22 protein-coding genes are annotated in these 24,180 nt (G+C 60.5%); 13 read left to right on the top strand and 9 right to left on the bottom strand.

Going from position 1 to position 24,180, the window contains the following annotated elements:
* The first annotated feature begins 85 nt into the window (after positions 1-85).
* The 4 genes from AC5EFR_RS00460 (at position 86) to AC5EFR_RS00445 (ending at position 4,490) form a co-directional block, all read left to right on the top strand.
* Entirely contained in the window at positions 86-2,119 is a 2,034-nt protein-coding gene (locus AC5EFR_RS00460; protein ID WP_027238762.1) for an FAD-dependent oxidoreductase, read from the top strand.
* Between the two features lie 27 nt (positions 2,120-2,146).
* On the top strand, positions 2,147-3,685 hold the full coding sequence (locus tag AC5EFR_RS00455; protein WP_027238763.1) for a class I adenylate-forming enzyme family protein: 1,539 nt from the start codon (positions 2,147-2,149) through the stop codon (positions 3,683-3,685).
* 229 nt (positions 3,686-3,914) lie between these two features.
* Positions 3,915-4,046, top strand: coding sequence for an NADPH-dependent FMN reductase family protein (locus AC5EFR_RS00450; RefSeq protein WP_276202234.1), 132 nt, complete (start codon positions 3,915-3,917; stop codon positions 4,044-4,046).
* Positions 4,047-4,070: 24 nt separating this feature from the next.
* The gene (locus tag AC5EFR_RS00445; protein WP_205855511.1) at positions 4,071-4,490 is read left to right on the top strand and encodes a flavodoxin family protein; all 420 of its coding nucleotides are present in this window, start codon (positions 4,071-4,073) and stop codon (positions 4,488-4,490) included.
* Positions 4,491-4,610: 120 nt separating this feature from the next.
* Here AC5EFR_RS00445 and AC5EFR_RS00440 read toward each other — a convergent pair whose 3' ends face one another.
* The 3 genes from AC5EFR_RS00440 to AC5EFR_RS00430 form a co-directional block, all read right to left on the bottom strand.
* Positions 4,611-5,465, bottom strand: coding sequence for an SDR family oxidoreductase (locus AC5EFR_RS00440; RefSeq protein ID WP_027238764.1), 855 nt, complete (start codon positions 5,463-5,465; stop codon positions 4,611-4,613).
* On the bottom strand, positions 5,462-7,399 hold the full coding sequence (locus AC5EFR_RS00435) for an AMP-binding protein (protein WP_027238765.1): 1,938 nt from the start codon (positions 7,397-7,399) through the stop codon (positions 5,462-5,464). The genes AC5EFR_RS00440 and AC5EFR_RS00435 overlap by 4 nt, the downstream gene beginning before the upstream one ends.
* Before the next feature lie 112 nt (positions 7,400-7,511).
* Positions 7,512-8,336 carry a glucose 1-dehydrogenase gene (locus tag AC5EFR_RS00430; protein WP_341235577.1) on the bottom strand — a complete coding sequence of 275 codons (825 nt, stop codon included), beginning with the start codon at positions 8,334-8,336 and terminating at the stop codon, positions 7,512-7,514.
* 72 nt (positions 8,337-8,408) lie between these two features.
* Here AC5EFR_RS00430 and AC5EFR_RS00425 point away from each other — a divergent pair, with 72 nt between their 5' ends.
* Positions 8,409-9,731 carry a TetR/AcrR family transcriptional regulator gene (locus AC5EFR_RS00425; protein WP_493574091.1) on the top strand — a complete coding sequence of 441 codons (1,323 nt, stop codon included), beginning with the start codon at positions 8,409-8,411 and terminating at the stop codon, positions 9,729-9,731.
* A 15-nt stretch (positions 9,732-9,746) separates the two neighbouring features.
* Here the strand turns inward: AC5EFR_RS00425 and AC5EFR_RS00420 are convergent, their stop codons facing one another.
* Genes AC5EFR_RS00420 through AC5EFR_RS00395 form a run of 6 tightly spaced genes read right to left on the bottom strand, consistent with a single transcriptional unit; the run spans position 9,747 to position 14,734 of the window.
* On the bottom strand, positions 9,747-10,148 hold the full coding sequence (locus AC5EFR_RS00420) for a PaaI family thioesterase (RefSeq protein WP_027238768.1): 402 nt from the start codon (positions 10,146-10,148) through the stop codon (positions 9,747-9,749).
* A complete protein-coding gene (locus tag AC5EFR_RS00415) occupies positions 10,148-10,630 on the bottom strand; it encodes a PaaI family thioesterase (protein WP_027238769.1) in 483 nt (160 codons plus the stop codon). The genes AC5EFR_RS00420 and AC5EFR_RS00415 overlap by 1 nt, the downstream gene beginning before the upstream one ends.
* A gap of 12 nt (positions 10,631-10,642) precedes the next feature.
* A complete protein-coding gene (locus AC5EFR_RS00410; RefSeq protein WP_493574090.1) occupies positions 10,643-11,425 on the bottom strand; it encodes an enoyl-CoA hydratase-related protein in 783 nt (260 codons plus the stop codon).
* A gap of 13 nt (positions 11,426-11,438) precedes the next feature.
* Positions 11,439-12,293, bottom strand: a complete 855-nt coding sequence (locus tag AC5EFR_RS00405) for an SDR family NAD(P)-dependent oxidoreductase (RefSeq protein WP_027238771.1) — start codon at positions 12,291-12,293, stop codon at positions 11,439-11,441.
* A gap of 11 nt (positions 12,294-12,304) precedes the next feature.
* A complete protein-coding gene (locus AC5EFR_RS00400) occupies positions 12,305-13,504 on the bottom strand; it encodes an acyl-CoA dehydrogenase family protein (RefSeq protein WP_027238772.1) in 1,200 nt (399 codons plus the stop codon).
* Positions 13,505-13,519: 15 nt separating this feature from the next.
* Positions 13,520-14,734, bottom strand: coding sequence for an acyl-CoA dehydrogenase family protein (locus AC5EFR_RS00395; protein WP_051360508.1), 1,215 nt, complete (start codon positions 14,732-14,734; stop codon positions 13,520-13,522).
* Positions 14,735-14,868: 134 nt separating this feature from the next.
* Between AC5EFR_RS00395 and AC5EFR_RS00390 the strand changes: the two genes are divergently transcribed.
* The 8 genes from AC5EFR_RS00390 to AC5EFR_RS00355 all read left to right on the top strand — a co-directional run bounded on the left by AC5EFR_RS00390 (position 14,869) and on the right by AC5EFR_RS00355 (position 24,178).
* Entirely contained in the window at positions 14,869-15,654 is a 786-nt protein-coding gene (locus AC5EFR_RS00390) for an enoyl-CoA hydratase-related protein (protein ID WP_027238774.1), read from the top strand.
* Positions 15,655-15,675: 21 nt separating this feature from the next.
* Positions 15,676-17,475 (top strand): acyclic terpene utilization AtuA family protein, encoded by a 1,800-nt coding sequence (locus tag AC5EFR_RS00385; RefSeq protein ID WP_027238775.1) that lies wholly within the window; start codon positions 15,676-15,678, stop codon positions 17,473-17,475.
* A 12-nt stretch (positions 17,476-17,487) separates the two neighbouring features.
* Entirely contained in the window at positions 17,488-18,957 is a 1,470-nt protein-coding gene (locus tag AC5EFR_RS00380; RefSeq protein WP_027238776.1) for an acetyl-CoA carboxylase biotin carboxylase subunit, read from the top strand.
* A complete protein-coding gene (locus AC5EFR_RS00375) occupies positions 18,957-19,460 on the top strand; it encodes an acyl-CoA carboxylase biotin carboxyl carrier protein subunit (protein WP_341235576.1) in 504 nt (167 codons plus the stop codon). The genes AC5EFR_RS00380 and AC5EFR_RS00375 overlap by 1 nt, the downstream gene beginning before the upstream one ends.
* Positions 19,461-19,462: 2 nt before the next feature.
* Complete coding sequence (locus AC5EFR_RS00370) at positions 19,463-21,070, top strand: acyl-CoA carboxylase subunit beta (protein ID WP_341235575.1); 1,608 nt, start codon at positions 19,463-19,465, stop codon at positions 21,068-21,070.
* Positions 21,071-21,437: 367 nt separating this feature from the next.
* A complete protein-coding gene (locus tag AC5EFR_RS00365; protein WP_341235574.1) occupies positions 21,438-22,049 on the top strand; it encodes a TetR/AcrR family transcriptional regulator in 612 nt (203 codons plus the stop codon).
* Positions 22,046-22,474 carry a cobalamin B12-binding domain-containing protein gene (locus AC5EFR_RS00360; protein ID WP_341235573.1) on the top strand — a complete coding sequence of 143 codons (429 nt, stop codon included), beginning with the start codon at positions 22,046-22,048 and terminating at the stop codon, positions 22,472-22,474. Before AC5EFR_RS00365 ends, AC5EFR_RS00360 begins: the two co-directional genes overlap by 4 nt.
* 15 nt (positions 22,475-22,489) lie before the next feature.
* A complete protein-coding gene (locus AC5EFR_RS00355; protein WP_341235572.1) occupies positions 22,490-24,178 on the top strand; it encodes a methylmalonyl-CoA mutase family protein in 1,689 nt (562 codons plus the stop codon).
* The last annotated feature ends 2 nt before the right edge of the window (positions 24,179-24,180 follow it).

The raw sequence follows: 24,180 nt of genomic DNA, 5'->3' as shown, positions 1-24,180 counted from the left end.
CTCCCAATGACCGAAATTTATCTTTCCAAAAATCTAACATTTGTTAGAATACAGATCAAGCATAGTTTTGAGGAGGATGCCCACAATGGAAAATAAGCCAACGGAGAGCTTCGGGACCATGCTCTCGCCGATCCGCGCAGGCCAGCATACATTGCGAAACCGTGTCATCATGGGGTCGATGCACACGCGGTTGGAAACCGAGCCTGACGGCATAGCCAAACAGATCGCCTTTTATTCTGAGCGGGCGCGGGGGGAGGCGGCGATTCTGGTCACCGGCGGGTTTTCCCCCAATGCCGAGGGCATATTCGATCCCGAAGGTCCGCGAATCGACGACCCGGAAGAGGCGCGCAGCCTGCGCCCGATCTGCGAGGCGGTGCAGGCCGAAGGCAGCCTGATCTGCGCGCAACTCCTCCACGCCGGGCGCTATGCAAAAATCGAAGGTTGTGTGGCCCCGTCGCCGATCCGTGCACCGATCAACCGTTTCGTCCCGCGTGAAATGTCCGATGCTGACATCCGCCGCACCATCGAGGATTTCGCCGCGGCAGCCGCCAACGCGCAGGCGGCCGGGTTCGATGGCGTCGAAATCATGGGGTCCGAGGGATACCTGATTAACGAATTCACCGTTACCCACACCAACAAGCGCGAAGACGACTGGGGCGGAAGCGCCGAGAAGCGCCATCGATTCCCGGTCGAGATCGTGCGCACGGTGCGTGAACGCTGCGGGCCCGACTTTCTGGTCATCTACCGGATTTCCGCCGCCGATCTGGTCGAGGGCGGCGCGCCCGCCGATGAAATCGCCGCACTGGCGCGCAAGATCGAGGCGGCAGGCGCGGATATTCTGAACACCGGCATCGGCTGGCACGAGGCGCGCGTGCCGACCATCGCCTATCCGGTGCCGCGCGGCGCCTGGCGCAAGGCAGCGGCCAACGTGAAAGCGGCGGTATCGATTCCGGTGGTCGCCTCGAACCGAATCAATACGCCCGAGCTTGCCGAAGACATCCTTGCCTCTGGCGATGCAGACATGATCTCGATGGCGCGCCCGTTTCTGGCCGACCCGCATTTCGTGAAAAAGGCGCGCGACGGCCGCGCGGACGAAATCAACACCTGCATCGCCTGCAACCAGGCCTGTCTGGATTTCATCTTTTCGGACCGGCCTGTCGGGTGTCTGGTCAACCCACGCGCCGGGCGTGAAACCGAATTTCGGGACACGCCAACTGACGCGCCGCAGAAAGTGGCTGTGGTTGGCGGCGGCGCGGCGGGCCTGGCCACGGCGGCCGAGGCGGCGCGGCTGGGCCACGATGTCACGCTGTTCGAAGCGCAGAACAAACTGGGCGGCCAGCTGAATCTGGCCCGCGCGGCGCCGGGCAAGGACGAATTCGACGAAACCCTGCGGTATTATGCCGGTCAGCTGAGAAAGCACGGGGCCAAACAGCGGCTGGGGCAGCGGGCCGACGTGAACGATCTTGACGGTTTCGACCATGTGGTTATCGCCACAGGGGTCACGCCGCGTATTCCCGACCTGCCGGGTATCGACCATCCCAGCGTCGCGACTTATGCGGAAATCCTGTCCGGCGACCGCGAGGCGGGCGACCGTGTCGTGGTGATGGGGGCCGGTGGCATTGGCCATGATGTGGCCGAATTCCTGGTGACCGAACCCGCCGAGGCCGCCAACACAGACGCCTTTTGCGAAACATGGGGCGTGGACCCCGAGTTTGCCACCCCGGGCGCCCTGGCTGGCGATCCATTGGCACCGAAACCGTCGCGACGCAAAGTCGTTATGCTTCAGCGCAAGACAGCAAAACCGGGCGCGGGGCTTGGAGTTTCAACAGGGTGGATTCTGCGCAACGCGCTGCGCAAACACGGGGTCGAGGCGATGGGCGGGGTGACCTATGACCGCATCGACGACGCGGGGCTGCATATCCTCACGGACGAAAGCCCAATGATCATCTCGGCCGATACGATTGTGCTATGCACCGGCCAGGAGCCGGAACGCGCCCTGGCAGAGGAGCTTGCCGCCCGCGGTGTCACGGTTACGATGATCGGCGGGGCAAAGGAGGCCGCCGAACTTGATGCTCTGCGCGCCATTGATGAAGGGGTGCGTCTGGCGCAAAGTCTCTGAACCGAAGCCCTGGCAAGGGAGGAAACCATGCTGACCGACGTCATCCGTGCAGGGCGCGCTGATCTGTATTCGATCTTTCGAACCCGCGCACAGGACTGCGCCGGGGCTTTGGCCATTGAGGACGGCAGCAAGAAACTGACCTACGGCGAATTGCTGGGGCGCGTCGATCGTCTGGCTGCCGTCTTTCTGGCAAGAGGCGTGGCACCCGGCGACAGGATCGCGATCCTGTCGCACAACCGGTCTGAATACCTGGAGGTCGAACTGGCTGCGGCGGGAATCGGCGCGATCGTCGCTTGCCTGAACTGGCGGCTTGCTCCCGATGAACTGCGGCATTGCATCGATCTGGTCGCGCCGGTTCTCGCCGTCGCCGAACCGGATCTTTCAGAAGCCTATCGGGCCGTCGCGGCGACACCCTGTCTGACCGTCGGGCCAGACCTGGACACGGCCATTGCCGGGGTCGAACCGGACCCGCGCACCGGAACCATGGTAGACGATCCAGAGGCCGGTCTGACGATCCTTTACACCTCGGGGACCACGGGCCTGCCCAAGGGGGCGCTCATCAGCCACCGCGCGCATATCGCCCGATCCATGGCTTTTGCGGCACAACTGGCGCTGGATCCCAGCGACGGGTTCATCGCCTGGGCACCGATGTTCCACATGGCGTCCACCGATCATGCGCTGGCGACAATCCTGCGGGGCGGGACCGTGGTGATGGTGGATGGTTTGCAGCCTGCGGTCATCAACGAGGCGCTGTCGCGCCACAGGATCGGCTGGTTCGTGATGATGCCGGGTGCGCTGGACGCCTTTATCGCAGACCGGCGCGCCAACCCTCTGCCGGTGAAGGGCATCAAGGTTTGCGGCGCAATGGCCGATCTGGTGCCGCCGCATCAAATCGCGGAACTGACGGGCCTTCTGGACACGCCCTATCTGAATTCCTTCGGGGCAACCGAAACCGGCCTGCCGCCGGGGACCGCCGATCTGATTGCGCCGGGTGTTACCCCGCACCGGCTTTCCAAGCGCATCAGCGCATTTTGCGAGGTTCGGCTGGTCGATCCTGACGACCGCGAAGTCCCCGATGGAACGCCGGGCGAAATGGCAGTGCGGGGCCCAACGTTGTTTTCAGGGTACTGGAACGCCGACGACACCAACGCCCGCGACTTTCGCAACGGCTTCTTCCACATGGGTGACCTTTTCCGGCGCAATGTGGACGGCACGGTCGACTTTGTGGACCGGGCCAAATACTTGATAAAGACCGGCGGCGAGAATGTCTATCCTGCGGAAATCGAGCGTGTGCTTCTATCCCACCCCGGTGTAGTCGATGCTGCGGTGGTGCGGGCATTTGACACGAAATGGGGGGAAAGCCCGGTGGCCTTTGTCGCCTGCGGCAATGACGGGCCGGATGCCGAGGCGCTGATGAATTTGTGCCGCGAAAGCCTCGCAGGCTACAAACGGCCGCGCGAGTTTCGCTTTATCGCGTTCGAGGACTTTCCCAGATCGACCAGCGGCAAGGTTCAGCGGCATGTGCTCGAAACATGGATCGGGGACGAGAAAGCCGAAACCAGTTGATACACCGGCGCACAATGGATGTGAGGTCATGAACATAACATCCCGTGAGCCCGTCCGGTGCTGATATAATATTAATGTATTCCGGTGACTTACACCGAAGATGGGAATTCCCCTGCCGATGATTGTCCGGATCATCGCGTTGGTGTAAAATAATTATCCGCTTTCTTTTTGTAACCGTCAATCCTAAGCCGTCAGCATTGCGTTTCAAACCGAGAAGGAGACCGAAAACATGACGAGTGTCGCAATTGTCTATTTCAGCGGGTATGGGCACACGGAGGTTCAAGCGAACGCCGTGGCCGAAGGGGTCAGAAGTGTTGAAGGCACCGAAGCCAAGATTCTGAAACTGCCCGAAAATGGGTAACTTGACGAAGCCGGCTGGGCGGCGCTGGATGCTGCCGACGCCATCGTCTATGGCAGTCCGACCTACATGGGCGGCCCCGCGTGGCAGTTCAAGAAGTTCGCCGATGCCAGCTCGAAGCCCTGGTTCACGCAGAACTGGAAGGACAAGATCGCCGGTGGGTTCACCACCTCGGCTACAGTCAACGGTGACAAATTCTCGACCATCCAGTATTTCATCACGCTGTCGCAACAGCATGGCCAGATCTGGTGCGGCGTCGGGCTGATGGCGCCGAATACCAAGGCCGACGGCCCGGAAAAGATGAACTGGACAGGTGGTTATTCCGGCCTTCTGGCAATCGCGCCCTCCGACAGCGCGCCCGAAGAGTTCCCGGCCGGTGGCGATCTGGACACCGCGCGCGCCTATGGCAAGCGGTTGGCCGAAGTCACACTGCGCTGGCAGGGCTGAACCAGGGCCACGGACCGGTGACCGGCCCCTGCGGCTTGGGGCGGTCGAGGCGGGAACGCAGAGTCCCGCCCGGCCGCCCGTTATCCGGCCACGCCTGTCAGCCCGACAATCGCCGTCAGGTCACTGGACGAAAGCATCCCGGTTCTGGGCAACGAAATCAGCAAATCGGCGGGCAGGGCGCCCCAGCACGTCGCTGACCGTGGTCTCGATACCGGCAAGGTAGCCCTTGGGCGCGATGGACGCCAGTTCGACCATGGCCCCGGCGACCTCGTCCTGCATTCCGCCGGCGATCATGGACGCCTTGGTATCCTCGGCCGACAGGGGCGCGCAGGTGACATTTCGCCCTGTCACCTCGGACAGAAGGGCCGCGATATCATCTCCGGTCAGCGCTTCGGGCCCGGTCAGACCAAGACCCTTGCCTGCGTAACCCGGAGCGGTCAGCGCCTCGGCGGCGACATCCGCGATGTCGCGGGCGTCGATCCAGGCAACGGGGCCGCCCAGATCATCGTAGTACACCGCATTCTTCGCAATGCTGCCGGCCTGCCAGAGCAGGTTCTGCATGAAATAGGTCGGCTGAACGAAGGTCCAGTCAAGGCCGCTTTGCTTCAAGAGTTCCTGGGTGTCGGAATGCCATTTGCCAAAGGTCAGCCCCGCCTTGGGTGACGCACCCAGCCCGGTGGCCACAACGACATGGCGCACCCCCGCGACCTTGGCCGCCTCGATCACGTTCGCCTTCCATTGGCGCATGTCCAGATGGGCAGGCGTGACCAGGTATATCTTTTCTGCCCTGTCACAGGCCCGCGCCAGCGCGGCGGGATCGGTGAAATCCGCGGCGACCGCCTCGCATCCCTTGGCCTTGAGCGTGCCAACCTTTGCCGGGTCACTGGTGACAGCGCGCACGGTAGCGCCCTTTGCCAGAAGCGTGTCGACAAGAGGCGCGCCGGTGGTGCCCGTGGCTCCGAATACAGTGATCATGGCTTTTCCTTTTGCAGGTCTGCGATGGGTTGAATGGTTTCAGGGTTGCTGATCGACGACAGATCGCCTGGATCTTCGCCGAGGAAGGCGGCGCGCACGACCCGGCGCATGGTTTTCATACTACGCGTCTTTGGCAGCGCCTCGACAAAGTGGATCTCGCGCGGGCGGAAGGGTTTCGAGACGATCTCTCCGACCCGATCCTTGAGCCGGTCCACGAGGTCCGCGTCCAGCGACACATCCGGTGCCGCCACGCAGACGCAGACGACGGCCACACCCTTGATGTCGTCAGGTGCCGCGATGGCGGCGGCATCCACCACCTCTCCGCTCTCGGTCAGGGCCGCCTCGATCTCGGGCGGGCCGATCCGTTTACCGGCGATGTTCAGCGTGTCGTCAGACCGGCCCAGGATAAACCATGTCCCGTCCGGATCGTAGCGCACCCAGTCGCCGTGCCGCCAGAGGCCGGGGAAGGTGGACCAGTAGGTTTCAAGGTAGCGATCGCGGTCGCCCCAAATGGCCGGGGTCAGCCCCAGAGGCGGCTGGGTAACGACCAGTTCGCCCACCTCGCCCGGCGCGGCTTCGCTGCCGTCCTCGCGCAGCACTTTCGCGCCGACCCCCAGGGCCTGGGCGGAAAATCCGCCGGGCTTGATTTCGTGCAGCACGGTCGATGTCAGAATAGCACCGAACAACTCGGTCCCGCCCGAGATGTTCAGCGGCACCGCGCGGCGGCGGCAGATATGATCCAGTTGCCAGCGCCAGGCGTCCTCGGTCCAGGGTTCCCCGGTCGAGGCGACAATGCGCAGGGGCGACAGGTCGTAGTCTGTCAGCGGCTCGAGCTCCTGCGTCATGAACTGCCGTACCAGGGTTGGCGCCACGCCGAGATGCGTGACCTTCATCTCGGACGCAAGGCGCAAAAGTCTGAACGAATCGCCGGGCATCGATGGTGCGCCTTCAGCAAGCACCAGCGTTGAACCCGACAGCAGCACCGACAAAAGGGTGAGCGGTCCCATGACCCATCCCATGTCGGTCATCCACAGGTGCCGGTCATCCTGTTTCATGTCGAGACAAAGCAGGAAATCAGCCGTGGCCTTGGCCTGCACCCCCAAATGGGTATGCACGACGCCTTTGGGCCGCCCGGTGGTGCCCGATGTATAGGCGATAAGGAAGGGATCTTCGGCCTTGACGGGAACAGCGGCGAAATCCGGACTGGCGGGGCCCACGGTTTCGGTCCAGTCGAGATCGCGGGTCGGATCGGCCACCGCGCCGCCGAACCGTCGCAGGCTGACCACGGTGTGCACCGAAGGCACCTCGGTCAGGGCTTCGGCAAGCGCCGCCTCCATCCAGACCGGCTTGCCTCGCCGGGGTGTGGCATCCGCTGTCAGCACCGCTACGGCACCGGCATCGTTCAGGCGCGATACGATGGCATGGGGCGCAAAGCCGGAAAACAGCGGCACCGCGACCGCGCCCAGTCGGGCAATACCCAGCAGCGCGGCCTCGATTTCGGGGATCATCGGCATATAAATGCCCACCGCCTGACCGGGCTTTACGCCGCGCGCGTCAAGGGCCGAGGCGGCGCGGGCGGCTTCGGCGGCAAGTTGGGAATAGGTCCAGCGGCGGCGGCTTCCGTCTTCGCCGATCCAGTCGATCGCGACTTTTTCGCCCAGGCCATCGGCAATTCGGGCGTCAAGACAGGTTTCCGTCAGATTCAAAGTGCCTCCGACGGCCCATCTGACCGATTCTGAACCTTCGGAGATGTCCCGCAATCGTGTGTAGGGTCGCGCGATCCGAATGCCGACGTGGTCGATGATCCGGCCCCAGAACCAGTCCGGGTCCTCATTGGTGCGGCGGGCGAGATCTTCGTAACTGTCAATGCCCCAGTCCTTCAGAAAAGCGGTCAGCGTGCTTGAACGCTGAATGTCAGAGTCTGGCTGAAACATTCATCACCTTTCTTCAAAAAAAGACCGCACAGTGAGCGCGGCCAGTCGGGGAGGTAAAATATCTTGTCACGGCTTGGTCGCAGCGCCATGTAACAGGCGCTGCGACCAGCGGTTAACCGTGCATGGACAAGCCGCCCGAAACCGATATCACCTGGCCGGTGATGAATCCGGCGTCATCCGACGACAGGAAGCAGATGATGCCAGGGTAATCTGTCGGCTGCGCCAGGCGCTTCATCGGAATTGCCCGCTTGAGACCTTCGGCAATTTTTTCACCAGCTTCGCCCTGGGCAACCTGTGCGAACAGCGGCGTATCGGTCGGGCCGGGGGCGACGGCGTTCAATTGAATACCTTTGCGTGCAAGTTCGCGCGCTACAGTCTTGGTGAACGATATGATGCCGCCCTTGCAGGCCGAATAGACAGCCTCGCCCGATGACCCGACGCGACCAGCGTCGGACGCGATATTGACAACGCGGCCACCACCGTTCTTCACCATGCCCGGAAGCACCGCGTGGTGCATGTTCAGCGGACCGTATAGATTGATGTCGATGACCTTTTTCCAGAGATCGACATCTGTATCGAGGAACGGTTTAATCACGTCCCAGCCGGCGTTGTTCACCAGCGCATCGATCGGGCCTCCGGCCTCGAATTCGGCCACCGCCTTGTCGACCTGGGCGCGGTCGGTGATATCTACCTTGAAGGCCTGCGCCTTTCCGCCAGCCTCGGTGATCAGTCGGACAGTTTCTTCCGCCCCATCCTTGTTCAGATCGAAAACGGCGACTTCGGCACCTTCTTCGCCGAACCGTCCGCAAACCGCGCGACCAATGCCGCTGCCGCCGCCGGTCACGATGACCCGTTTCCCACTCAACCCTCGCATAAGGAGGTCCTCCTTCTCCAATAGACCTTCGTAGAGAACTTGATTCGGTACGTTCTCCTTCATATTCTAACATTTGTTAGAATTATTGCAATGGACAGCCTCACCACCGGCAAGTATCGACATGGAATGGTACAGATGACAGACGCAGCCAAGAGAGCAGACGATGATCTGAGCGAGTCGGAGAGAACCCGCGAAGCGATCCTTTCGGCGGCCGCTCGACTTTTTCGGTATGAAGGTTATCACGCGACGACGATGCGCGATATCGCGCAGGAAGCGGGCGTTGAGGCCGGCAGCATATACTACCATTTTCAATCCAAGGATCAGATTCTCACCGAGGTTCTGGAACTTGGTGTGCGTCAGCTCTACGAAACGGTCAGTCAAATCGTTCGGGTTGCAAAGAAGAATCCGGAGGATTTCCGCAGGACTTTCGCATTGCTGATCGAAACCCACCTGACCTACCTGTTGACTGAGAGCGATTTCACCTCGGCCAATATCCGGAACTATCCGATGTTGTCGGATGAAACACGCGCTCCCCACCGTGATCTGCGTGCCTCTTATGCAGCAGCCTGGGGCAATTTCCTGAAAGAAGCAAAACGTAACGGTCACCTTCGAAGAGACATATCCATTACTGTGATCCGCCAGTTCATCCTGAGTGCCATGAACTGGACCGTGGAATGGTACGATGTCGAAAAGTATCCGGTGCACATCCTCGCTGAACGTATGAGCAAGCTGATACTTGACGGTATGTGTTTGGATCGCAGAGCTGAAACAGAAGGTCTGAAGCTGACCCCCGCCGCTCCCGTCAATATCCCTGATACCAACGGCAAGGCCGCGAAGACCCGCGCAGAGATCCTGCGAGTGGCGGCGCGCGTTCTGAGGGACAATGGCTACAAGGCGACAACGCTGCGGAAGATCGCTGACGAATCGGACATGAAGGCGGGTAGCGTCTACTACCATTTCAAATCCAAGGAAGCGATCGTGGACGAGGTACTCAACGAAGGGTTAAGCGATCTGCTATCCGGTGTCAGTGCAGCCGTTCAGAAGTTCGATTCCCCATGCGATCATCACACCAGAATAGCAACCGCAATCTGGACGCATCTCGATTTTCTCTTTAAGGCAAGCGAGTTCACCTCAGCGAACATCAGAAGTTATGGGATGCTGCCCAACCACTTTCGGGAAAGGCACCGAGGCATTCGCCACGACTACGGACGACTTTGGGACATGATCCTTCGCGAAGCGCAGCAAGACGGTGCCATAAGGTCGGATATCAAGATCGTTCCTTTGCGCCAGGTGATGTTGGGTGCCTTGAACTGGACGGTAGAGTGGTTCGACCCGAACAAGGCAGGAGTGGAAGGGTATCTCTCACTGCCTGAGTTCTCCGGTATGCTCATCAAGCTTCTGCTGGAAGGAATTTGCAACCGGGAAACCGCCCCGTCCACAGGACAAGGCACGACCTGAAAGCAGTCGCAGTGGTCAGACCAGAAGGAAGTGATACAGCCCTTCCGCAACCGCCTTTTCCCGGTCCGTCTGCCAGGTGATCACGCTGACGCTCGCCATCCGCTTGCCCTTGCGCGTCACGTTGGCGCGGGCAAAAAGCGGGCCCTTCACGCCAGGTCGGAGGTAATCGACGGTCAGGTTAATCGGCTTGGCCGGGACATCCGCGAAGTCGGGCTGTACCGCGATCGCGGCCGTGGCTTCCATGAAACTCGCGATGATTCCGCCATGGTAGTACTCCATGACAGGGTTACCGATATGGCGGTCATCAAAGGTCATTTCAGCCTCGGCATGAAGGTTGTCCAAGCTTCGGATCTCAAAATTGAGAAATCGGAAGAACGGCACCCTGGATACATTGGCATTGGCAGTTTGCACATCCATCACGAGGTTTTTCCTTTAGTCATCGCATCAAACAGGTCAGTGCCGCCGCGCGTCAAAGCAAACGAGGCGGTTCCACGGGCTATTTCAGCATTCTCATGGCCCTCGAACCAGACGCTGCCGGAATTGAAGGCAATATGGCGGGTCTTCCGAAAACAATGCGCGCGAACGATGACATCCGCGCGCGAATAGGCGGGGCGCAGGTAATCAACTCTGAGGTCGAGAGTGGCCATGGTGCTGACGCCCTCGATTGCCACAAAGTTTGCCAGTCCGAAGACACTGTCCAGGAGAGCCGTCAGGATACCACCATGAAGCAGGGTCTGGTCCGCATCGACGCAAAAATCCGGATTAAACGGCATCCGAACCCGAACACCTTCGCTCGAAACCTCTTCGATCTCAAGCGCCATATGCGTAATCAGGCCCTTGCCGCGCGCATTCCACATTTGCGCGATTTGCTCCATCTTCTTCTTGGTGATGTCAGACATGCGATCTTTCCTTTAACGCCCAGTGAAGTTGGGTTTTCGTTTCTCGATGAAAGCAGCAACCGCCTCGTGGTGGTCTTCGGTCTGATGCATGAGTGCCTGATAGGCCGCCGCGGAATTCAGGAAATCCGGTAGGTCCATCCGTTCGGCATTGCGCATCAGACGTTTGGCGACCCGCACCGCGCGCGGTGGTTTCGCTGCGATGACGGCGGCCCGCTCGCGGGCCCGTTCCATCAATTTTTCATGGGGCACAAGTTCAAGCACCATGCCAAGCTCCAGCGCCTCTTCGGCCTCGACCATGCGCCCCGAGAAGGTCAGATCGGCGGCCATCTGGTGGCCCAGACGACGCAACAGGAACCAGCTGCCTGCATCGCCCGGAATGATCCCGAGATTCAGAAACACCTCGCCGAACTTTGCTTTCTCCGAGGCGATGCGCATGTCGCACATCATGGTCAGGTCGCACCCCGCGCCGACCGCGGGTCCGTTGACCGCGGCGATCGTCGGAACATCCAGGTTATAGAGCGCCTGTGGCAGGCGCTGCACCCCATCGACATAGCTCTGCGCCGCCGCAAGCGGCTCCTTGCGGAAGACGCTGTCGGGGTCGTTCATCTCCTTGATGTCGCCGCCGGCACAAAAGGCCGGGTCGGCGCCGGTCAGGATCATGACGCTGACTTGCGGGTCTGCCTGCACCTTGGCGAATGTGTCCAAAAGAGCGGCGATCATTTCATTACCGGTGATCGGGTTGCGACGCTCGGGATCGTTCAGCGTGACCGTGGCGATCCTGTCGGAAATGTCCAAAAGGACGGGTTGCTTACTCATTCTTTCCATCTCCGCGTTCGCGTTTTTCGAACATGTCGGGATTGATCATGTCGCGGGCATCGTGGCCCATATGCAGGGTTTCCCCACCGTCCACATAGATATCTTCGCCGGTGATGAAATTCCCCAGATCGGACGCAAGGAAGATAATCGTCCCAGCGATGTCCTCGGCCATACCCATCCGGTTCAGGACCGAGCGGTTAAGCTCTTTCCATCGATCCGGTGAAATGGGGTAGCGGCCAAGCGCCTCGGTCTTGATCGTGCCCGGCGCGACACAGTTCAGACGGATGCCATACTCGCCCCATTCGGCGGCCAGCGTCTTCATCATGCCGGTCACACCGGCGCGCGCGGCGACGGTGTGTGTAAAGCCGCTGAGCGCGGTGCGCGCCGAGATGGCGGTGACAAACACGACCGATCCACCGTTGTCATACATGAAGTGATCGGCGGCGGCGCGGGTCATCTGCCATGACCCGATCAGGTTGTTGCGGATCACGGCTTCGAAGCCCTTGTTGGTGATATCGCGGGCGGCCGCGATATACTGGCCGCCGGCATTGTTCACCAGAACGTCGAGCTGTCCGTAGTGGTCCTTGATGCGTCCCATCGCGGCTTCGATACTGTCCTCGTCGCGGGTATCGCCGGGCACCACAAACGCCTCGCCCCCCGCAGCCCGGATCATCTCGGCGGTCTCCTCCAGCGGCTCTTCCCGGCGCGCAAACAGCGCAAGTCTGGCCCCGCAAGAGGCCATTTCAAGCGCCGTCGCCCGGCCCATACCTGATCCGGATCCCGTGACCAGGGCAACCTGTCCCGCCATGAGGTCCGCTGCGTAACGTCTTGATTTTTCTTCGCTCATGTTCAGCCCCCTTAGTTTTTCAGAAGTTCGCCAGAGATGATGAGCTTGCGCACCTCCTGGGTGCCCGCGCCGACCTCGAGCACGCGACCGGTACGGTAGAGCCGGTTCACTTCGGTATCGCGCATATAGCCCGAACCGCCGTGAATCTGGACGGCCTTGTCCAGCACGAAGGATGTCGCCTCGGCGGCCTTGTAGATTGCCGCAGCGGTGAGCTTGTGGATCTCGCCACGCCCGCCTTCGCCCTCTTCAAGGCCCTCACACATGGCCGCGGTACGCAAGGACAGGCTGCGCGCCGCCTCGATCTGGGTGTACATGTCGGCCAGCATCGCCTGCACCATCTGGAAACTGGCGATCGGCTTGCCGAATTGCTGCCGTGTCTTGGCGTAGTCGATGGAAATATCCAGCGCCCGCTGCGCAATGCCCATTGCGTTGAAGCAGACGATGGCACGTTCCAGATCCAGCCCGGACATCGTCACGGCAACGCCGCCATCCAGTTTGCCGACCATATTCTTGGCCGGAACGCGGCAATCTTCGAACACCAGTTCCCCGGTGGGCGAGCCACGGAAGCCCATCTTGTTGAGCTTCTGGGCAACCTTGAAACCTGGCGTGTCGGTTTCAACGATGAAGGCGGAAATTCCCTTGGCCCCTTTTTCCGGCGAGGTCTTGGCATAGACCAGGACCAGATCGGCAATCGGTCCGTTGGTGATGTAGATCTTGGAACCGTTCAGGATGTAGTCGTCTCCATCCTTTTTGGCCGTGGTCCGCATCGAACCGAGCGCGTCAGACCCCGCGCCGGGTTCGGTCAGACCCAGGGCGCCGATCAGCGTGCCGTCGCAAAGGCCCGGCAGATACTTGCGGCGCAGGTCGTCACTGGCGTTGCGATAGATGTTGTTGACGCACAAGTTGTCGTGGGCCACATGGGTTAGCCCGATGGCGGCAGAGGACCGCGAAAGCTGTTCGGTGATGATACAGGCCGAGGTAAAATCCAGCCCCGCACCGCCGAATTCAGGCGGCACGTTCAGGCCCAGATAGCCCATCTCGCCAAGCTTGGGAAAGACCGAAGGCGGCAGGTCATCAGTGTCGTCCATTTCCGCATTCAGATGGTGAAACTCGGACATGAAGAACTTGCCGGCCTGATCGGCCAGAGCCTGTTGCTCCTCCGTCATGAAATGTGTTGGCAAAGCGGTGTCGTTGCGAAGTTGCTTGTTCATGGTTTCGTCCCCCCCTCAGGCGCGCAGAAGTTCTTCGGCAATGATGATCTTGCGGACTTCGCTTGTGCCCGCGCCGATTTCCAACAACTTGTTGGCGCGGAACAACCGGTTGATCTCGGTGTCCTGCATGTAGCCAGAGCCACCATGGATATGGCAGGCTTCGGTCACCGCCTTGTTGAATGCCTCGCCGGCGTACAGACAGGCCGCCGCAGTCAGTTTGTGAATTTCGCCGCGGCCTCCGGCCCCTTTTGGCAGGCCCGTACAGGCGGCCAGCGCTCGATACCCGAAGGCGCGCGCCGTCTCGACCTCGATGTAGATCTCGGCCAGTTTCGACTGCATCATCTGGAAACTTGCGATCGGCTTGCCGAACTGTTCGCGAATTTTGGCGTATTCCAGACCCAGTTCCAGCGCGCGTTCGGCCATGCCAACGCAGACTGAGGCAACCATAGCACGCTCCAGATCCAGCCCGCTCATTACCACCGAAACGCCGGTGTTTTCCTCACCCACCATGGCGGATGCGGGCACGCGGCAATCTTCGAACACCAACTCTCCGGTCGGAGAGCCTCGGAAGCCCATTTTATCGAGCTTTTGCGCCACCTTGAAGCCGGGATTGTCGGTCTCAATGATGAAGGCGGAAATGCCCTTGGCGCCCTTCGATTTGTCGGTCTTTGCGTAAAGCAGAATCACGTCGGCAATCGGGCCGTTGGTGATGTAGATCTTAGAGCCGTTGATGACGTAGTCATCACCGTCACGGCGCGCGGTGGTCGCCATGGACCCAAGCGCATCGGATCCCGCACCCGGTTCGGTCAGACCCAGAGCACCGACAAGCTCGCCCGAGCAAAGGCCCGGTACGTATTTCTTTACCTGCTCTTCGGACCCGTTGCGCAGCAGGTTGTTCAGGCACAGGTTGTCATGCGCGCCATGCGACAACCCCACAGCCGGGTTCCATTTCGAGATCACCTCGGACACCAGCGCCTGGGTGAATTCATCTTGTCCCGATCCGCCCAGCTCCTCGGGAGCGGTGATTCCCAGCAGGCCCAGCTCACCCATTTGCTTGAACAGGTCTTCGGGCCACCATTCTTCCTCGTCCATGCGCGCCTGCAACGGGTGCAGTACCTCGCGCGACACACGATCCACGTGATCGACAATCTGGCGTTGCTCGTCGGTCAACGAATAGTTTGCCCTGATGGCTTCCAGGTCAGCCGCGATAGCCTCACTTTGAGTCGTCATATCATCCTCCCGAGAAATGTCGTTTGTGGTGTTGACCAAAATCAAACACATGTTAGAAAATAGATCAAGCCAAGCTTTTTGCGACCTGACGTTAGAAGGCACGGCGCACAAACTATTTTGGGGGAGCTTCGGAAATGGGTGAGAGCGTTGTTCAATCGCAGATGCGTGGCGACGAAGTTCGTATCACGATTCGACGTCCTGAGAATCGAAATGCCCTAAACCGTGAAGTCGCAGACGGGATCATGGCCGCCATATATGCTGCCGAGAAGGACAGCGATTGCCGTGTGATCGTTCTGACCGGCGAGGGAGATCGCGCCTTCTGCGCCGGCGGCGACATCAAGGCGGGTGCGGACGGTGGTCCGTTCGTTCAGGATCCGGCCGATCCTGATCATTTCGCCGGAAGGTTGTTCGAAACGATACAGGCCTGCCGAAAGCCGACGATCGCGCGTGTCAACGGCGTCGCGATGGGGGCAGGGGCGGGCATTATCTGTGCCTGCGATCTGGCTGTGATGGCGGACCACGCCCGCATCGGAACGCCGGAAGTGAAGGTGGGTTTGTTTCCCATGACGATCGTACCACCGATGATGCGTGTTTTGCCTCGGCGGAGGCTGATGGAGATGTTCATCACCGGCGTTCCTCTGACGGCCGAGGAAGCCCTGCAATTCAATCTGGTCAACTATGTGACCGATGCCGCAGGGTTGGACGACAAGGTTGCAGAACTGGTTGCCCAGATTGCTGCGCAGTCGCCGAGCGCGATCCGGCTGGGAAAATACGCCTGTCACGCGATGGAGGACATGACCTATCCGCAGCAAATGCGGTTTGCAGAAACACTTTTACCGCGAGTAGCACAGACCGAAGACGCGCGCGAAGGCTTTGATGCCTTCATTGCGAAGCGCAAACCTGAATGGACAGGCCGCTAAACAAGCGGGGAGGAGAAGCATATGTCAGATCGAAAACTGCGCATCGGATGCGCATCGGGATTCTGGGGCGACACGCCTGAAGCGATCGGTCAACTGGTCTCCAAGGGCGAGATCAACTATCTGGTGTTCGACTATCTGGCCGAGGTGACAATGTCGCTGATGGCGCGTGCCCGCGCAAAGACGCCCGAGGCGGGTTATGCGCCGGATTTCGTCAAGGCGCTGGTTCCGTGGCTGCCTGAAATCAAACGTCAGGGCATCAAGGTCGTTACCAATGCCGGGGGCGTGAACCCGCGCGGCTGCCGCGATGCGCTTGCCAAAGCCGCCGCCGAGGTCGGGATCGATTTGTCCATCGGAGTCGTGCTGGGCGATGATTTGTCGGCGCGGGCCGACGACATCCGCGCCGCCGGCCAGACGGAGATGTTCTCGGATGTCGCGTTTCCGGGCGACATCTGGAGCATGAACGCCTATCTGGGTGCCCGCCCCATCGCGGCCGCGCTGGATGCCGGGGCCGACATCGTAATCACGGGGCGCTGCGCCGACAGCGCGGTCGCGCTTGGCCCCCTGATGCACGAATACGGCTGGGGCGATGACGACTGGGACAAGCTCAGCCAGGGATCACTGGCCGGCCACCTGATCGAATGCGGCCCCCAGGGAACGGGCGGCAACTTTACCGACTGGCAGGACGTGCCGGGGTGGGACAATATGGGGATGCCCATCGTCGAGGTGTCGGAAGACGGCAGTTTCGTCATGACCAAGACGCCTGACACCGGCGGGCTGGTCGTGCCGGGATCGGTCGGAGAGCAGATGCTCTATGAAATCGGTGATCCGCGCGCTTACCTGTTGCCCGACGTGACCTGCGACTGGTCCGGGGTTACCCTTGAACAGGTCGGACCCGATCGGGTGTTGGTCAAGGGCGGCAAGGGTCTCGGGCGCACCGACAGCTACAAGGTGTCGGCGACCCATGCCGATGGCTGGCGCGCGGTCTCTACCCTGACACTGGCCGCGATTGATGCCCCCGCCAAGGCCGAGCGCGTGGCCGAGGCGATCCTGACCCGCTGCCGCCGAATTTTCCGCGACCGCAACATGGGCGATTTCCGGCAGGTTAGCGTCGAAGTGCTGGGCGCCGAGGCCGCCTATGGCGCCAACGCCCGCGCCCTGACGCGCGAAGTGGTGCTCAAGATCGGCGCGGTCCATGATGATCGCGCCGCGCTGAACATCTTTGCCGGAGAAATCGCACCCATGGCGATTTCGACCGCGCAGGGTCTGACCGGGTTCTTCGCCGGACGGCCAAAGGTACAGCCGGTGGTCCGTCTGTTCTCCTTCCTTCAGGACAAGGCCGACACCCCCGTCGCGGTTGAGGTTGATGGCAAGGATGTGCCCGTCACAGTGGCCACCAAACCTGTGCAACTTGATCCGCCTGCCGCGCCGCCCACAGATAGCCGCGCGCCCGGTCCGGACGCGGTCAAGGTGCGCCTCGTCGACCTGGCGTGGGGCCGTTCGGGCGACAAGGGCGATATCGCCAACATCGGCATCCTTGCGCGCAAGCCGGAGTATCTGCCCTATATCCGGTCGGCCCTGACCGAAGACACGGTGAAAGCCTATTTCGCCCACCTGTGTGACGGCGCGGTCGAACGCTTTGATTTGCCCGGAAGCCATGCGCTGAACTTCCTGCTGCATGAATCGCTGGGCGGGGGCGGCATCGCCTCGGTCCGCATCGATCCGCAAGGCAAAGGGTTTGCGCAGATGCTGCTTGATATTGAAATTCCTGTGCCGGTCGATCTGGCCGCGCGCGACGGGCTGAACGCCTCGGACCGGAACTAAAAGGACAATACCATGACCATTTCAAAACTCCTGGTCGCCAATCGGGGTGAAATCGCGGCGCGCGTTTTGCGTACTGCCAAGGCCCGCGGCCTTGCGACGGCTGTGTTGCGCCACGTCGCTGAACAAGAGGGGCCGGCCCATCTGATCGCAGACGAGATTGTGATGATCGACGGCCCGACGCCTGTGGCCGCCTATCTCGATATTCCGCAGATCGTCGATGCCGCAAAAAAGATCGGCGCTGATGCGGTGCATCCCGGCTATGGCTTTTTGTCCGAGAATGCGGCCTTCGTCGCGGCGCTGGAAGAGGCCGGTGTGACATTTGTCGGCCCGACGTCCGAGACCATCGACCTGATGGGCGACAAGATCCGTGCGCGCGCCTTTGTTGAAGAGCGCGGCTTTCCGGTGGCGCCTTCGGCCATCGAGGATGACGATCCGGCGACGTTTGTCGAACGCGCCCGCGCCGTTGGCTATCCGCTACTCATCAAACCCTCGGCCGGAGGCGGCGGCAAGGGCATGCGCGTCGTGCGCGAGGATAGCACGTTGGAGACCGAAATCGAAACCGCGCGCCGCGAAGGCCAGCGGTATTTCGGCGACGGTCGTCTGTTCGTCGAATGCTATATCGAACGTCCGCGCCATATCGAGGTGCAGGTGATGGGTGACGGGCAGGGCAACGTGGTCCATTTCTGGGAACGCGAATGCTCGATCCAGCGCCGGTTCCAGAAGATTATCGAGGAAACGCCGTCACCGGCGCTGACCCCAGAACAGCGGGACGAGATATGTGAAACCGCTGCGGGGATTGCCCGCGCCGTCAAATACCGCGGGGCAGGGACCGTCGAATTCATTTATGCGCAGGACGGGGCCTTTTACTTCCTCGAAATGAACACCCGCCTTCAGGTCGAACATCCGGTGACCGAACTGGTGACTGGCTTCGATCTGGTCGCCGAGCAACTGCGCATCGCTGCAGGCGAGGGGCTGAGCGCGACGCAGGCGAATATTCCCCAGACTGGCCATTCAATCGAACTACGCATCTGTGCCGAGGACGCGACGGCCGATTTCCGCCCCTCGATCGGGGATCTCCTGCTGCTGGATGAACCCTCCGGCCCCGGCGTGCGCGTGGACAGCGGCATTCTGGACGGCGGCAAGGTGACCACCGATTTCGACCCGATGCTGTCTAAGCTGATCGTGCATGGCCGCGACCGCGTGGAGGCCATCGCCCGTGCGCGGCAAGCGGTGCAAAACTATGTGGTTCTCGGGGTGACGACCAACACCGGATACCTAGATGCAATCCTTGCACATCCAGATTTTGCCTCGGGCGATGTTTCAACCGGCTTCCTAGCTGAACAATCCGAAACGCTGACTGCACCGGGGGAAGATATCTCTGACCTGCTGATGGCGGCGGCGGCCCTGTCAGACGAACGGCTGGTGAGCGACGTAATGCAAATACCGGAAATGCACCGCAAGATGGGCGGGTGGAGAAACTGATGCAACGGATTTTTCAGATCGACGGAGAAGAGACTGAATGTTGGTTGGGCCATGATGGCAGCCGGTTCGTACTTAATACCCCCAATGGTACTGTTGCCTGCCAATTGGACCCGACTGGCCTGCCGGGCGGTTATACGTTGCGGGCTAAGGGTGTTGTCCGCGAATTGCGACTGGCCGTGGGGCCGGAAGCAACTTTTGTGCACATGAACGGCCGCACCTACGAAGTCGGGCGGGTTGATCCCGCCGAGCGCCTGGCTGGAAGCGATGGTGGCACAAGCGATGATCGGTTGGTCGCGCCTATGCCCGGAGTCGTGGTGTCGGTCGCGGTCAAACCCGGCGATACAGTTGAAGAAGGCCAGCCGCTTTTGGTTATCGAAAGCATGAAGCTGGAAACCACACTGACGGCGCCACGCGACGGGGTCGTTGCCGAAATGCCATTCGCCGAAGGCGACAGTTTTGGGCTGAAAGATATCCTGGCCCAATTGGCCCCGGAGGAGGAGTGAGAATGCGCAGGATTGAAAGTCTGATCGATACCAACGCCGCCGACTACAAGGCAAATTATGCCGCCATGTCCGAGCGGCTGAAGGAATTTCACGCCCGCCAGCACGCGGCGCGTTTCGAACGCCCGCAACGCGACATTGACCGCCTTGAGCGGCAAAACAAGCTGGGCGTGCGCGAACGGCTAAAACTGCTGCTGGACCCCGGCACACCGTTTCTGGAATTCTCCACCCTCGCAGCCTGTCGCGAATATGACGGAACAGTGCCGGGTGCCGCCGTGGTTACGGGCATTGGCATCGTGCAGGGCCGCGAGGTCGCTATTCATGCCAATGACGCCAGCGTCAAGGGCGGTGCCTGGTATCCGCATACCGTGAAAAAGGTCGTGCGCCTTCTGGATGTCGCGCTGGAGAACCGGTTGCCGGTCGTCCATATCTGCGACAGCGCCGGCGGTTTCCTGCCGCTGCAACATGGCGTCTTTCCCGACCGCTATCTGGGCGGGCGGGTGTTTCGCAACCAGGTCAAGCTGAGTCAGGCCAATATCCCGCAGATTGCTGTGGTCGGCGGGCATTGCACCGCAGGCGGTGCCTATGTACCTACGCTGAGCGATTACAACATCATCATCGAAGGCACTGGGGCGATTTTCCTTGGCGGTCCCCCGCTGGTCAAGGCGGCCACCGGCGAAGAGGTCGGTGTTCAGGAACTTGGTGGGGCGGTTATGCATACCTCGGTTTCGGGCACCGGCGATTATCGTGCCGCGACCGAACAGCACGCCTTTTCACTGGCGCGCGAGATTGTCAGCCAATGGAAACGCACACCGAAAACGATCATCGAAACTGCGTCCTATGAAGAACCTTACTACGACCCGAAGGAGCTTTACGGGATCATTCCCAAGGACCGGAAAACCCAATTCGACATGCGCGAGGTTCTGGCCCGGATCGTAGACGGGTCGCGCTTCCACGAATACCAGCCCGACTACGGCACCACGATGATTTGCGGTTACGCTCACATCTGGGGCTACAAGGTCGGCATCCTCGCCAACAACGGGGTGCTGTTCAACGACAGCTCGCTCAAGGCCGCGCATTTCATTCAGCTGTGCAACCAGAACCGTACGCCTCTGGTCTTTTTCCAGAACATCACCGGCTATATGGTGGGCCGCGAATACGAAGAACGCGGCATCGCCAAGGACGGCGCCAAGATGCTGATGGCGCAGGGCGGCTCGGTCGTGCCGAAGTTTACCGTGATCGCCAATGCCTCTTACGGGGCAGGCAATTACGGCATGTGCGGGCGGGCCTGGGATGCACGCACGCTGTTCATGTGGCCGCAGGCCGAAATCGGCGTGATGGGTGCGGATCAGGCTGCCAATACCATGGCCGACGTCAAGATCCGGCAGCTTCAGCGCGAAGGCAAAGAACTGAGCGAGGAAGAAATCGCCGCGATCCGTGATCCCGTGCTGGAGAAATTCCGCCGAGATGTCGAAGCCTATACCTCGACCTCGGAATTGTGGGACGATGGCATCCTTGACCCGGCGGACACACGCAATGCGCTTGGCATGTCGATTTCCGCCTCGCTGAACGCGCCGATCGACGATCCGCACTACGGGATCTTCCGACTATGACGTGGGAATGGGGGAACGCGCGGATCGAAGCATAGACGGATATCCCTTTTTTGCGACAGCGTCTGCTGGGCGCGATTGCTGCCAAGTTGGCGGAGTGAAAAACGTCTGCTCGAACAAGCACAGCCATTGGATGACCCCTTAAGTAAAGAGCCGCACGCGGGCCCAATTTGGTCGGGCGAACAAATCGCTGCGGCCTCAGGGTTCTCGGGCCTCGCGATACGGGTGGTAGACTGGTTTGACCAGAACAGAAGCGTCGATGAGAAACACCGTGATCTGGCAAGGCCACAATTGGGCTTTTACCTGCAAGTTGACAGGGCGGGTTTTTTCACTCATAACCAAACAATCGTTTGCTTTTTAATGGGTCACAATGACCGTTCGCGCCAAACTCAAACCTCAGGTGAACAATCGCCGGGAACACATCCTTGAGATCGCGGCTGGATTTTTCGTCCGCAAGGGTTTTAACGGCACGTCTATCCGCGACATCGCAAATGCGGCGGGCATGCTGCCGGGATCGCTTTATTACCATTTCCCGTCCAAGGAGGCCTTGTTGCTGGCCGTTTTTGAGGAGGGTGTGACGCGAATAAGCGAGGCGGTGGACACGGCGCTGGCAGACAGCCGGGGGGATGCATGGGATCGGCTGCAGACGGCATGTCAGGCGCATCTCTCCGCATTGCTCGAAGGTAGCGATTTCGCCCATGTAATTGTGCGCGTCATACCGCAGGACGCGCCCGGGGCCGCGGAAGAGTTGGTCGCGCTGCGCAACGGCTATGAAGAGAAATTCACAGCTCTGGTAGAGGCATTGCCGATGCTTTCGGATACCGATCCAAGCCTGCTTCGGCTGATGCTGATCGGAGCACTTAACCACGTCCCGCTCTGGTACCGGGAGGGGGGGGAAACTCCGTCCTGTCTGGCGCGGCTGTTTATCGCCAATCTGCGATTTGCGCAGGACTGCAGCGAGACACATAAGGAGGAAACATGACCCTGACGGCAACTATCCCGGCGCGTGTGCTGGTAACGAAAATCGGCCTCGACGGCCATGACCGCGGCAGCCGCATCGTCGCTGCCTACCTGCGCGATGCAGGAATGGAGGTGATCTATACCGAACCCTGGCAGAAGATCGATTCGGTGGTGGCGCTGGCACTACAGGAAGACGTGGATGTGATCGGGATCAGTTCGCTGGCAACGGATCATCTGTTAGTGCCGAAGCTGATGAAGGCTCTCGGTAACGTAGATCTGGGTCATATTCGCGTAATCGTTGGCGGCATCGTTCCGGATAACGAAGAAGCGGTTCTTCTGAAATCCGGCGTATCACACGTGTTCCATCCCGGCGCGGATCGCGAATACATTGTTGACGTTGTGGCGCGGCTGGCAAGGGACGCCAATGCAAATCGCTCTGACGGTTAAGGAAGGTTTAGACGCATGAACAAGATAGACACCAAGGTACTTGACGATAGAGCGGACCGTGATGCCATGGCCGAAGAGTGGCGGCGCGGTTACGAGGAACAGGTCAGCTCGGACAAGGTTGTCAAAAACCGATCCGGACTGGAAATCCAACCGCTCTACTGGCCCGAGGCCGGGACTGACCCGGAATTCGACCGAAAGCTGGGATTTCCGGGAGCAGGGTTGATGACTCGCGGTATCTACCCGTCGATGCATCGGGGTCGCACCTGGACACAACGCCAGCTGATCGGCCTGGGCAGACCCGAGGATTTCAACGGGCGGATCAAGAAAATACTGAAGTCCGGCGCCTCGGCACTGAGCATCATTCCCTGCAACTCGGTCTATCGTGGAATAGACGCCGACGAGGTGGAGCCAGAGCTGCTGGGCACATGCGGCACGATTATCAATACCGAGAAGGATATGGACATCTGTCTGGCCGATATACCCATCGGCGAAATTTCCATCGGACTGAACGACCCCAACCCGTTCACCATGCTGGCCCAGCTTCTTGTGGTGGCAGAAGCACGCGATATTTCGTGGGACAGGATCACCGGCACATCGAACCAAAGCGATTATATCTCGCATTTCGTCGCCAATCACATGTTCTATCGCCTGTCGTTGACAGGCGCGCGCCGGGTTCAACTGGATGCGATTGAGTGGCTTGCCGAAAACGTCCCGAACTGGAACCCGCTGTCGGTCGTGGGTCAGCACATGCAACAGGCGGGGGCCACACCGGCGCAAGCAATGGGACTGACACTTGCCTCGGCTGTTCAGTATGCCGAGGATTGCAAGGCGTGCGGCCTGGACCCCAATAAGTTTCTCGAACGATTTACCTTCTTCTTTGACATTTCCATCAGCTTTTTCGAAGAGGTCGCGAAGTTCCGCGCAGGGCGGCGCATCTGGGCGCGGCTGGTCGAGGAACGTTTCGGGGTCACCAACCCACGCGCCAAACGGTTCAAGTTCCATGCCCAGACATCTGGCGTCGATCTGACGCGTCAACAGCCGCTGAACAATATCGCGCGGGTCGCCGTGCAGGCAATGGCGGGGATCCTGGGCGGGCTGCAATCGCTGCATACCGATGGGTATGACGAGGTGTTCACCACCCCGACCGAGGGTCCGGCAAAGGTGGCCATCGCAACGCAGAATATCCTCAAGTACGAAGCCGGGCTGTGCGATGTCATAGACCCGCTGGCCGGCTCCTATTATGTCGAGACTCTGACCGACCAGATGGAAACCGAAATCCTGCGTGTAATCCAGGAGATCGACGATCAGGGCGGTATGTTCAAAGCGGTCGAATCCGGTTTCGTCCAGAAGGCGATCGGGGAAAGCGCTGCGCATTTCCAGGATGCGGTCGATACAGGCGAGCAAATCATCGTGGGCGTCAACGCCTATGAGGACGAGGCTGACGGCACCTCGCATCCGGCTATTGACCGGCCCGACCCCGCTTGGATACAAAAGCAGATCGACAGCCTTGCCGTCTACAAGAAGACCCGCGATCAGGCGCGGGTGGACACGGCGCTAGAGGCTTTGCGCGCGGCGGCCCGCTCTGAAAGCCAGAACACCTATGGCCCCCTCGTGGACGCCACCCGTACAGGCGCGACCCAGGGCGAAATCATTGCCGTTCTGCGCGACGAGCTGGGCTTTGGCCGACCTCTTGTCGTGGCCTGACC

This window comes from Pelagimonas sp. (assembly GCF_058892305.1).
The sequence above is the reverse complement of the archived record's forward strand: the minus strand, read 5'-3'. Positions and strand labels throughout refer to the sequence as shown.

Bases quoted from the DNA above. Each gene is read 5' to 3' on its own strand.
- AC5EFR_RS00460 (WP_027238762.1), top strand. From the start codon at position 86: ATGGAAAATAAGCCAACGGAGAGCTTCGGGACCATGCTCTCGCCGATC.
- AC5EFR_RS00455 (WP_027238763.1), top strand. From the start codon at position 2,147: ATGCTGACCGACGTCATCCGTGCAGGGCGCGCTGATCTGTATTCGATC.
- AC5EFR_RS00450 (WP_276202234.1), top strand. From the start codon at position 3,915: ATGACGAGTGTCGCAATTGTCTATTTCAGCGGGTATGGGCACACGGAG.
- AC5EFR_RS00440 (WP_027238764.1), bottom strand. From the start codon at position 5,465: ATGATCACTGTATTCGGAGCCACGGGCACCACCGGCGCGCCTCTTGTC.
- AC5EFR_RS00435 (WP_027238765.1), bottom strand. From the start codon at position 7,399: ATGTTTCAGCCAGACTCTGACATTCAGCGTTCAAGCACGCTGACCGCT.
- AC5EFR_RS00430 (WP_341235577.1), bottom strand. From the start codon at position 8,336: ATGAAGGAGAACGTACCGAATCAAGTTCTCTACGAAGGTCTATTGGAG.
- AC5EFR_RS00425 (WP_493574091.1), top strand. From the start codon at position 8,409: ATGACAGACGCAGCCAAGAGAGCAGACGATGATCTGAGCGAGTCGGAG.
- AC5EFR_RS00420 (WP_027238768.1), bottom strand. From the start codon at position 10,148: ATGGATGTGCAAACTGCCAATGCCAATGTATCCAGGGTGCCGTTCTTC.
- AC5EFR_RS00415 (WP_027238769.1), bottom strand. From the start codon at position 10,630: ATGTCTGACATCACCAAGAAGAAGATGGAGCAAATCGCGCAAATGTGG.
- AC5EFR_RS00405 (WP_027238771.1), bottom strand. From the start codon at position 12,293: ATGAGCGAAGAAAAATCAAGACGTTACGCAGCGGACCTCATGGCGGGA.
- AC5EFR_RS00400 (WP_027238772.1), bottom strand. From the start codon at position 13,504: ATGAACAAGCAACTTCGCAACGACACCGCTTTGCCAACACATTTCATG.
- AC5EFR_RS00395 (WP_051360508.1), bottom strand. From the start codon at position 14,734: ATGACGACTCAAAGTGAGGCTATCGCGGCTGACCTGGAAGCCATCAGG.
- AC5EFR_RS00390 (WP_027238774.1), top strand. From the start codon at position 14,869: ATGGGTGAGAGCGTTGTTCAATCGCAGATGCGTGGCGACGAAGTTCGT.
- AC5EFR_RS00385 (WP_027238775.1), top strand. From the start codon at position 15,676: ATGTCAGATCGAAAACTGCGCATCGGATGCGCATCGGGATTCTGGGGC.
- AC5EFR_RS00380 (WP_027238776.1), top strand. From the start codon at position 17,488: ATGACCATTTCAAAACTCCTGGTCGCCAATCGGGGTGAAATCGCGGCG.
- AC5EFR_RS00375 (WP_341235576.1), top strand. From the start codon at position 18,957: ATGCAACGGATTTTTCAGATCGACGGAGAAGAGACTGAATGTTGGTTG.
- AC5EFR_RS00370 (WP_341235575.1), top strand. From the start codon at position 19,463: ATGCGCAGGATTGAAAGTCTGATCGATACCAACGCCGCCGACTACAAG.
- AC5EFR_RS00365 (WP_341235574.1), top strand. From the start codon at position 21,438: ATGACCGTTCGCGCCAAACTCAAACCTCAGGTGAACAATCGCCGGGAA.
- AC5EFR_RS00360 (WP_341235573.1), top strand. From the start codon at position 22,046: ATGACCCTGACGGCAACTATCCCGGCGCGTGTGCTGGTAACGAAAATC.
- AC5EFR_RS00355 (WP_341235572.1), top strand. From the start codon at position 22,490: ATGAACAAGATAGACACCAAGGTACTTGACGATAGAGCGGACCGTGAT.